The sequence below is a fragment of the Bacillus sp. 05T21 genome, assembly GCF_056396785.1.
Window position 1 is genome coordinate 1 of sequence record NZ_JBFTMD010000057.1, and the last position, 8,847, is coordinate 8,847.

Below are 8,847 nucleotides of genomic sequence, written 5' to 3' on the forward strand. Positions count from 1 at the left end.
TGTAATTAAATAACCTGAGAGTACAAAAAATACAGTAACCCCTAAAAATCCTCCAGGCATCCAATTAAAATTAATATGATACAAAATAACACCTAGTATAGCTAGGCCCCTTAGACTGTCTAATCCAACCATATAACGACTATTTTTTTTAAAAGGTTTAGTCACCTACAATCACCTCTATTTCTTGGAAATTAGGTAAATAATAGCGGTATAAAATGCTATTAATTTCCTAAAATCGTATAAGCTAAACTATTACAAACATCATTTGGGAAGACTCTCTTTTTTATAATAACATGCACAGCAACTAACACTTTATCACTTTATCACTTTATATGGTAGTTAAATTTTCTCGATCCACACTGAATAGTCCCTTATAAGCCCCATACAAGTAATAAATTATTACAAAAACAAAAAAAACGAGCTGAATTCCCCATAAATAACTGTAGAGATATAAAATTTTCACTTTTGGGATATTTCAAAATTTTAGCTCGATCGGCATGTAGCGGTACCCCTAATGAATTTTTTACTTTCTTAGTGCCTCAGCAGGCTCAGTATTAATAAGCTTATAACTTGCTGTTATGCTGATCACGATAACAATAATTGCTGTTACTAAAATGGAAAGAAACATTTGAAGTATCGTGATAACTAAACCAAGATCAAAAGCAATACTGATAAAATATGTGAAACTAATTAGAAAAGCATTAAAAACAGACACCATTCCCGATAACAATACATTTTCACTGAGTATCATTCTTCGTATTGCGCCTTTACTAAAACCTAGTGCAGATAGTAGCCCCAATTCTCTATATCTTGAATTTTGCAACTTAACAAGCACAATGATGCTGATAAAGAGACCTATTGCTAAAATCAGAATGGATACTATTAAAAACAGGCGGTTAAGGCTATTAAAGGTGCTTTACAAGGCCGCAACTTCGCTTGAAATATTTTTACTATCTATATCTTTTACTTTCAGCATTTTGTTCACAGAAACAATATCATCGAAACTTATCACATCATAGCTAATTGAATAACATTTTTTATCCTTGATATTCTTATAAAACTCCTGATCAACGTCAGAGATTACAATGAAATCATCATAACCAGCATTAAAGATACCGCTAATCATTATAGGAGATTTGAATTCAAATGCTAGTGGAACCAGCACACCAACATACGGGAATTTTATCAATGCTGGATTTCGAGATGTTTGGATACAGGTGGGTAAATGAAAAGGACTTACCTGTTGCCAGGGTTCTGATCTATTGAATGCCGCGTCCTCTCTAAACAAAAGAATAAATTTTATTTTGTTAAAAAACGGTTGGAACCCAATTATGGCGGATGTGGTAGGAGAAGAACAGCATGACAGAACGTCAACCGCTCTCTGGCCGTCCGATCACGCTGGAGTAGTGGTTAGCTTGGTACTTCCCTCCTAAAAAAAGGCTATCTTAAAAGACTCTGATAAATAAAGGATACAATCAGGGAAATATGAATAACGATAATCTACTCCTCCTATAAAACAGATTATCTATCTAATCGTGTAGGATTCTCTGTAGTTTTTGCTTCATAGAATCCATTTAATACACGGCCACCTTTACTTTTTAACACCTTCACAGGAGTCGGACGCTTGTTTATAAGCGCTACTCCCCCTCGTTGATACATTTCATTCGCTAGATTAATATGCATTTCAAATGCCATACCACGGTTTCCTAGTCCCATTGTTATTCCTCACTTTCCACTTGTAATTTTCTATTTCAATTGAATATGCAATATCCCATATTTATTTATTGTAATATCAATTTATTAACTATCATTTAATAGCGCATCATTAATATTCATTGATAAATCAACATTTGTAATTTGATTCCTTATATTAAGCTCTGATAAAATACTTTTAAACACTTTATTCAAATGTTTACATTGGGATTTATTGTTATACACAGCTATACGTTTTTTGTGTATTATATAGCAGAAGAGTAAGGTAAGAGTTACTCTTTGCCATTTTAGGAAAGGTTCTGTTGGAGACAACAGGACCTTTTTTCGTAAAAGGATTAGCTTACTTTTAAAAACTTTGCAACAGAACCGAATTACTACTTACGCCAATATAGTTTTATTGTTATATTTAAAATATGAGAATTTGTGGAATTATCAATACGAACAATTATTAGTAATAGGAGGTTTTATTATCAAAGGAAAACATCGTAACATTACCCTCGCAATATTAGGACTATATTCCGTTCTGATTCTCTACTTTATGTTCCTTGGTTTCGATAGATTGGGATTAAAATATATTAATCATGAATATGAATTCCAGTTAATTCCGAGTAGTATTCCTTTGAGCTTGCCAAATATGGTAGATAGAGAAGATTTTAATCTATGGTTTTTTAATTTTGGAAATTTAACAGCATTCATACCTTTTGGGGTATTAATTCCTATGTTATATCGTTGTAGCTTTATTAGATTTATTACTTCATTCTGTATTTCTATTCTTATACTAGAAGTACTACAAATGGTTACTTTTCTTGGTGGTTTTGACATTGATGATGTAATTGTGAATGCAATGGGTGCTACGATAGGATTTTGTGCCTATAAAATAGGATTTCGCTCTAATAATACTTTGAAAAACTTTATTATTACAGGTGTAATAGCATTTATCTTGACATTAGGAGTACTTGTAGTTGTAGGTGAAATTAATAAATCATTAGAAAAGGAACAACAATCCCCCAAAAATGGAACCGTTATAGCGCTAAATCAACTGACAGAAAGTACTGGATATGTACCGAATGTTAACAATTCCACTAGCTTTGAAGTGGCTCATAAAAAAATTGAACCTAAATTAAATATGTTTAGTAGTAAAGGGACAAATTCTCAGCAATTTAAATACTTGCTAAAAGGTAAGTATGCAAAACTTTCGGGATATCTCGGTATCCCTGATAGTGCGAGCAAACATTCCGGTAAGATAATTTTTTCTATTGATGGAAAAGATGTACAAACCATTCGATTTTCTGAAGAAAGCATATCTACATCCACAAGTTCCTTTAAGATAGAGTTGGCTAAAGCAAATGAACTTAGTATTAAATTTATTGATACAGATGCATTGCTATGGGATGTCAAGCTTACAGAATGGAAAAAATAATGAATTGAATTCCACTAGTTTAGATACTAGCGGATTAAATCTCTGGTTTAATACTACAAATGGTACAAACTTACCTGGGGCTATAGTCTCAGGTGTTTTTTGTTCGTTGTGTTCGTTTGTTTTGTTACCCCTTATCATCCCTTAACAACAAATAAGACGATAAACCGATCACGGCAGCGCCTAAAATAGCCATTCCTATACACATGTATGTTATAACCTTATCAAATGTCCATTTTTTTCAGTTTCACATTCATTGTGTAATTTCTACAAAATAAAAATGAAAGCACCCGAATGGATGCTTTCATTTTTATTTCATATAACCATTACTATCGAAGTAATATGTTACCCCGTCAATTACCCTTGATTCATTTGTTGCAAGTCCATAATTTCTAGGAATCCAATACATCCATTTCCCATTAGCAGACGACTGTTCCCAACCTTCTTTCCTAACTAGCTTTCCACCAGGGTTGAATAAGTACCATCTACCGTCTATCTTCAACCAAGGGCTATTATTATCACAAGGAGCAGATGGGTCAAACATAAGTATCCCCTTGACATAATACCAATCTACTTCATTTTCACTTTGCACCCAGGAGTCTATGGAAACCCTATTAATATTCAAATGGTAAATCAGAAATAACCTGTCCTTTTTCCTCTTCATGACCTTCATCACATAATGCCACAGCAGGTATAACTAATCCTGCCGTTAACGAAAACGCTATTATTTCTTCTTTGCTTTGCATGTTTTTCACCCCATGAAATCAATAAAATAATATATAAAGATGAATTATTTTATTGATTGTGTCAAAAATAGAAGAGTGCATTTTATCAACATTTTTTATAAAATTAATTGTCTATTATTTGTTATTTGCGACTGATGATATGTGTCACTCCTGAATTAGAAAGATACACATTTTGGGGAGTTTTACAAAAAGAAGATATCACGCTTACTGACGTAACATAATTAAAGGAGAATAGAACTTGATAAAACATATACTCAGTTTCATTCTTGGAACAATTGTTATATTAATTGGTTCCTCTTGGATTATTCCTTACACCCTCGAAGCAATTGACAGTAACGTAAGTCATATTACTCGTGACAAAAAGTATTTTAGTAAGCTATATGACTATGATATTAACCTTTGGATGATTGCAAACTTTATATTTTTCATTTTTTGTGCAATTACTGTTCTTATATGTAAGTTACCTAATTATAAGAAGAACAGAAGTACTCATATAAAAAAATATAGTCATACAAATCAGCGTAAAAAAGCAAAGAGAAGGCGTCGTAAATAATTGTTTTTTATAGGGGTACTCACATCCATCAACTTAAGAATTTAGAATTACCCAAAACGAAAAAGAGTCCTAAATTAATTGGGCTCTTTTTACCTTTCTAAAATGTGAAATTTTGTATAAAAGTTTACATTCACTTCTTGAATCATTTATAGCTAATTTTGTAATAAATTTTTCAATATAGGTATAACTGTTATTTATGGTTTTGATATAAAAAATTAACAAAAAACAATATAATATAAATAAGATAGTAATCCCTTTTGTATTCTCCTTGTACTAAAGATAAGATTGTGTTCCCGATCTTATCTTTTTTCTTTGGAGATTTTTGATACAAAAAAGGAATCCTTATAATAAGGATTCTGCAACAGAAAATAACAAAATATAAATAATAAAAAGAACTACTTATATTATAGCTCATATGGCAATAATATAATATTGAGAAATATTTACATAAATTCAGTATGTATTACGTAGTGTAAGTAAAGCTAATTTCAAAATTTGATATACTAAAAGAAAAGATTAGGATGATAAGGCTATGCCAACAAAAGAATTTCAAGACACAATACAGCATTTTTCTTCTTTCTTATTAGATAAAGGAAGAAAACCTTCCACAATTAAACGATATGTTTATGATATTGAAGATTTTGGTCAGTGGTTGCAAAAATCAAAAAAGCTTCCCTTACGCAATATATGGACGACACTTAGTACCGAGGGTTATGAAGAGTATTTTAATGATTTAAAGAAGCAACGAAATTACTCTGATAAAACGATACATCGTGTTTATATTGTCCTAAGTAGACTTTATCAATATTTAGGCCTACCTAATCCATTAGAAGATATGAATCTCATGATTCAGCCTAATCGGGCGTTATGAGATGAAGACTTTATTTCTAAAGAGGAAGAAAAACGGCTAAAGTACATATTAACTTCATTAGAAGGATTAACAGAAAAACAACGCTCCGCTCGTCCAGTACTTATGGATCGTAACATTGTTATTGTGCATTTACTCATTAATGTTTGTCATCTATGTACAGTCATGCATTATAACTGCAAATATGTATAAGAATATAAACGGTATACTATACGGATTCATTTGGATTGAATACAGAATTTAAACTTAATGAATTGGTGGATGTAGAATAAAAACGGGCTGACTCGAAAGAGCCAGCTTTAATTCACAGCAGGTAAATTGATATTTGTAAAGGTGTTATTCGAATTGATGAAGTTACGAATATGATTTTTATTTGTGTAATATTTTAAATTCAATGGTGCTGTTCCTGTATAAACAAATCTATTGTCTTTTAAAATTAAATCGTTTACTCCCGCTGCTGCTCCTGAAGCTAAGAGAGAAGCGAATGCTGGATTATTAATAGTAACATTGCATTTCTCTACTACATAAGTTGTATATGGACGATTTGTATCAGATAAGAATAAATTATTTTTCGTATTAATGGAGATAGCACAGTCTTCCAGTGTAGTGTATGGTACTTGATTATCCACATTTGTAATACCAACTTCGCAAGTTGTATCTATAAGTTTTGATTTAGTAACTCTAATATTCATTGGACTCCCACTAAACAAATGATTTCTCAACTCGCAATTAAGAAGTTCTGACCTTGTGAACTCACACACGTCTACAGTTTGAGTATTAGGGTTTTCTGATCTGACTCGTAAATTTTCGAATCTACAGCTATCATATTCTTTAACTTTAAACGTCATCTCTCTTTGTGTTAAAACCGATTTAAAGGTACATTTGCTTATTTTGTTTGCTTTTATCCATGGTGTGGTATTCGGATTTTCTGTAAAAACAATATAATTATTATCAAATGTGCAATTATCTCCCAATGCAACGAAATCAGGGTTTACGTATTGATTGTTAGATAAAGAAACCCTATACGAATCATTAGTTAAATTCATATTACCACCTGTGAAACTGTTGTCTATAATATTCACAAACGCCGTACTAAAATTAGAAGTCATGAGCCCAATGTTATTTTGACAGTTGTATAAGTAATTATCCTTAATAGTTGCATGCATTAAAGAATAAAGATTAATTGCTAGGTAATCTATATTGTAAATGTGATTATGTTCTATTAAGACATCATAGCAACCAACTAATATACCGTGATAACTGCCGTAAATTTCGTTATCTTTTATGGTACAGCTTGCTCCGTATGAATCTTCCATGTTTATTGAATAACGAGTTGGATCGTTGAAAATAGGTTTTCCATCCAAAAACCTAACCAATCCTTTTCCATTATCGCGGATTTTATTATTTATAACTTCGTTGTAATTCCCCCCTAAAGTGATACCACCCCTATGCCCATTAAAAACCTCGCATTTTTCAACAGTGTTATGGTGAGGGATACCACCAAACATAATTGTATATTGTAGATTCTTATTTACATTGTTTTCATTATAAAATTGAAGTCTAAATTTCATTGCGTTAACTGGGATTGAAATATCTGTATAGATTCTTCTTTTCTTCATAACCCCTATGAAATTGTTGTTATTATCGTAAAAGAAGATATCCAAGTCTTTACTATTTAAATTTGTTGTTCTAGCGTATCCTGCTCCAGCTATAAGAAAGGAAGTAATCTTTGGTGTTAAATCTTGAGGTATGTTTAGCATCTTTGTTGTGAGTGTATTCGTAGAGGTAATGGGTTGTCCAGTGTTGTAATCTAAGGCACTCAAAGTAAGACCTTGATCAAATTCTCCATAGTCAAATATCGAGTTTGAGCTAAATGAAATATTATCACCCATATAATCGCGAACCTTACAATTTTTCACAGAACAATAATTTGAACTTTTTTGAAAGAGAATACCATACGTATTCTCCACTGCTACTTCTAAAGGATTAGAGAAACTTCTGTCGTCCCTACATCCAATTATAGTTCCACCAAATAAATTAGAATTGGTGACTTTACTAAATACGATACTATTCCCTTTGAAGTTGTAATAATCAGTAGTTGTTCTATTGTCAAATGGCGATTTTTTATTAGAATCGTATATAACTTTTAATGTCGATCCATTTAAATTAAAATCTAAATTGGAAAACATAACAATCTCACGTGGATAACATAGAGCGTAATTGCCTTTTGGAAGAATAACTTCAGAGTAATTATTAGATGCTGCAAATTGTAGCGCATTGCTTATCCCCTGGATATTCTTATCAGCTTGTATATAATCTGCATCTACATAGGGTTTAGTAGGTAATCCTTCTTTTATGCCCCACTGATTTAATTCAATTAAATAATCCAATTATTATCACCTCTTAAATTTCTTAATATAGTATATTCATTGATAAAAGAAACCGTCCCCTAAAAGGAGACGGTTTTAAAAATCATTTCACATATACATAGGCTTCGTTTTTTCATTTCCATATTTACAATCCTCCCCCTTTTCATCCATAATTTCAAAATGGAGAGAGATTAAGGACTGATTATTAATGAATATTCTAGAAAAATTAAACGAGGCCTTCACCTTAGAAGCTCAGGAATCATCACCGAGTAAAGTGGCTATTCAAGAATTAAAAAAATTCTCATCAATAAATATCCTTACATTTTTTATGCTTTTATTCCGTTTCAAACAATACGATAAATCTATGTTTATCTGATAACGTTTTTCTTCGATTTCACTCTTTGTTATTAATTCATGGCTGTTTTTTAAAGCAACTTTATAACTGCAACGCCCAATGAAACAATTGATATTATCGTACCAATTGTCCATAAAACTTGTGTATTGCGACTCTTAATGATCTCAAGTTCTAATTTATCGACACTGACTAAATTCTTGCTATCAATAACATCTGAGATTATTTGTTTCATTTCTAATCCAGATGGCACACTTTCCAATTTTTTTGCTCGTTCTTCAATTAAAGTAATTTTTTTGGTTCTGGTGCAAAAATAAAACACAAGGGAATAAAGCATATATATTCCTAACGGAATCGTATCTTATGTTGCAAGTCCAAACAATTGATGGATGAATTCTTTTTGATTTTGTACAGACTGGTCCCGTAAATTAAGCTGTTCTTTTTTAATCATATGCATGGCTTCTACTCCAGAAAGAATGGATGTAGCTGTTTCAAAAGATTTAAGGCCTAGCATAGAACGGATTCGCTTCTTTATAAAGCGATGATCTTGTTCTACTATGTTATTCAAGTACTTTTGTTGTCTAAGTCGCATACCGTTAGGTATGCTTTTTTCTTTTTTTAACTGTTCAATTGCTATAGGATAAGCTGGATTCTTATCGACTGTTACCACACGTGGCTTTGAAACATGAAAAGACCGCAAAGCTTTCTTGAAAAAGCGCTTTGCAGCCTTATGATCTCTTGTTTTGCTTAGGCAAAAATCGATTGTGTTTCCGTTCGAATCAACAGCACGATACAGGTACATCCATTGACCTTTTACTTTGATATATGT

General features: G+C 31.7%; 9 protein-coding genes and 2 pseudogenes. 3 read left to right on the forward strand and 8 right to left on the reverse strand.

What is annotated here, in order from left to right; all coding sequences use genetic code 11:
* The 3 genes and pseudogenes from AC1DKZ_RS32110 to AC1DKZ_RS32120 form a co-directional block, all read right to left on the reverse strand.
* A partial coding sequence (locus tag AC1DKZ_RS32110; protein ID WP_476997911.1) for an acyltransferase family protein occupies positions 1–165 on the reverse strand: 165 nt, incomplete at its 3' end.
* 358 nt (positions 166–523) lie between these two features.
* Complete coding sequence (locus AC1DKZ_RS32115) at positions 524–892, reverse strand: FtsX-like permease family protein (RefSeq protein ID WP_476997912.1); 369 nt, start codon at positions 890–892, stop codon at positions 524–526.
* Positions 893–1,548: 656 nt separating this feature from the next.
* Positions 1,549–1,716: pseudogene (locus AC1DKZ_RS32120) on the reverse strand (Holliday junction resolvase RecU); the annotation flags it as partial.
* Between the two features lie 520 nt (positions 1,717–2,236).
* Between AC1DKZ_RS32120 and AC1DKZ_RS32125 the strand changes: the two are divergent.
* Positions 2,237–3,133, forward strand: a complete 897-nt coding sequence (locus AC1DKZ_RS32125; RefSeq protein WP_258397572.1) for a VanZ family protein — start codon at positions 2,237–2,239, stop codon at positions 3,131–3,133.
* A gap of 307 nt (positions 3,134–3,440) precedes the next feature.
* Here the strand turns inward: AC1DKZ_RS32125 and AC1DKZ_RS32130 are convergent, their stop codons facing one another.
* Positions 3,441–3,674, reverse strand: coding sequence for a hypothetical protein (locus AC1DKZ_RS32130; RefSeq protein WP_476997908.1), 234 nt, complete (start codon positions 3,672–3,674; stop codon positions 3,441–3,443).
* A 70-nt stretch (positions 3,675–3,744) separates the two neighbouring features.
* A complete protein-coding gene (locus AC1DKZ_RS32135; RefSeq protein WP_258169578.1) occupies positions 3,745–3,876 on the reverse strand; it encodes a hypothetical protein in 132 nt (43 codons plus the stop codon).
* A gap of 238 nt (positions 3,877–4,114) precedes the next feature.
* Between AC1DKZ_RS32135 and AC1DKZ_RS32140 the strand changes: the two genes are divergently transcribed.
* The gene (locus AC1DKZ_RS32140) at positions 4,115–4,429 is read left to right on the forward strand and encodes a hypothetical protein (protein ID WP_000589781.1); all 315 of its coding nucleotides are present in this window, start codon (positions 4,115–4,117) and stop codon (positions 4,427–4,429) included.
* A 532-nt stretch (positions 4,430–4,961) separates the two neighbouring features.
* Positions 4,962–5,441 (forward strand): annotated as a pseudogene (locus tag AC1DKZ_RS32145) (site-specific integrase); the annotation flags it as partial.
* Between the two features lie 155 nt (positions 5,442–5,596).
* Here the strand turns inward: AC1DKZ_RS32145 and AC1DKZ_RS32150 are convergent.
* The 3 genes from AC1DKZ_RS32150 to AC1DKZ_RS32160 all read right to left on the reverse strand — a co-directional run.
* Positions 5,597–7,687, reverse strand: a complete 2,091-nt coding sequence (locus tag AC1DKZ_RS32150; RefSeq protein ID WP_476997909.1) for a NosD domain-containing protein — start codon at positions 7,685–7,687, stop codon at positions 5,597–5,599.
* A gap of 404 nt (positions 7,688–8,091) precedes the next feature.
* Positions 8,092–8,280: a hypothetical protein gene (locus AC1DKZ_RS32155; RefSeq protein ID WP_162836444.1), complete on the reverse strand. Its 189-nt coding sequence runs from the start codon at positions 8,278–8,280 to the stop codon at positions 8,092–8,094.
* 99 nt (positions 8,281–8,379) lie between these two features.
* Positions 8,380–8,847: IS6 family transposase (locus AC1DKZ_RS32160; protein ID WP_476997910.1), on the reverse strand; the 468-nt coding region annotated here is incomplete at its 5' end.